This is a genomic window from Burkholderia sp. L27(2015) (assembly GCF_009765705.1).
In the GTDB taxonomy this organism is placed as follows: domain Bacteria; phylum Pseudomonadota; class Gammaproteobacteria; order Burkholderiales; family Burkholderiaceae; genus LMUX01.
Genome location: NZ_LMUX01000053.1, coordinates 1 through 1,079 on the forward strand (window position 1 = coordinate 1; position 1,079 = coordinate 1,079).

Annotated in this window: 2 protein-coding genes; both read right to left on the bottom strand. The window is 59.9% G+C overall.

Features of this window, described 5'->3' with window-relative positions:
* Positions 1-298: CocE/NonD family hydrolase (locus GSQ77_RS29035; protein WP_301951196.1), on the bottom strand; the 298-nt coding region annotated here is incomplete at its 3' end.
* A 403-nt stretch (positions 299-701) separates the two neighbouring features.
* Positions 702-1,079 (bottom strand): polysaccharide deacetylase family protein (locus tag GSQ77_RS29040; protein ID WP_174246524.1); only part of this gene is annotated, 378 nt, incomplete at its 5' end.

Genomic DNA, 1,079 nt, shown 5'->3' on the forward strand with positions numbered 1-1,079 from the left:
GCTCCGCCAGCATATGCGGTGACTCGATCCGCGCGACGCGGCCGCTGGCATCGTAGGGTGTGCGTGTGAGCAGGATCGGTGCGTGCGTTGCACCTTTCGGTATCACAATCACGGTGTGCAGCTTGATGCCATCGCGCATCGGAATCATCACCTCGCGCTTGACGTAGTCGTAGCTCCCCGTGGGTGCGGTATAGCTCGCCGGAATGTCCGGCGTCAGCGGTGCGGTCTGCGCCTGCAGAACGCTGCCGGACAACAACGCAGACAATGCAAAGGCAACGGTGAGTGACAACTTGCGCATAGATGCTCCGATGCGGAGTGGCCATCGCCATGGCCGAACCCGCTGGTAGGTGGATTGCGTGCGCGGTTGCGCAACACGCCGACTTTATCGGCAAGACGCGCCGCTTCCTATCCATGACTTCCTGCACGGTAGGGCGATGGTCGACGCGGCTCTGGGTCCTGACTCGCTCTTTCAGGCTGCAATCAACAATGCAGGGCCGGAAGTAACTACTTCTTCGGGAAAGCTGGGGCGGCGGCCAGAGCCGCTCGGCAAACTGCCGATGGAATGCTTTCAGGTGCGATTTCAGCTGGTGAACGCAGCACACGATAAACGCGCAAGCGGAAAGGGTGTTGCCCATGGCGCCAAGACAGCCATGTACGCCAGAACGAGAAGCAGGCTGCCGCTGGCAGCGAACCTGATCCGATTATTGAAGATCCGCCGAGGGTCGCTCTATCGGCAGGACGAAGCGAAACCCGCGTTGCTCCAAAGCGGTCAGCAATCGATCGAGTGCCACCGCCGTAGAGGGTCGGTCGTGCATCAGGAGGATGGATCGGTCTGCGGTTTGCTCCAGACCCCAACTCAGGATTTGATCGGGTTTCTTCAGCCAACTGTCTTCGCTGTTGGCGTTCCATAGCACCTGTTTCATACCCGCCGACTGCGCACTTTGTGCCACCTGGATGGATGTCTCACCAAACGGTGGTCGGAAGAAATATGGCCGATGCCCCGTCAAGCTTGCGATGCGTGCGCTGCAACCCTCGACCTGCTGTTGCAGGTCGACTGGATTCAGTCCATTGAGGTGCTG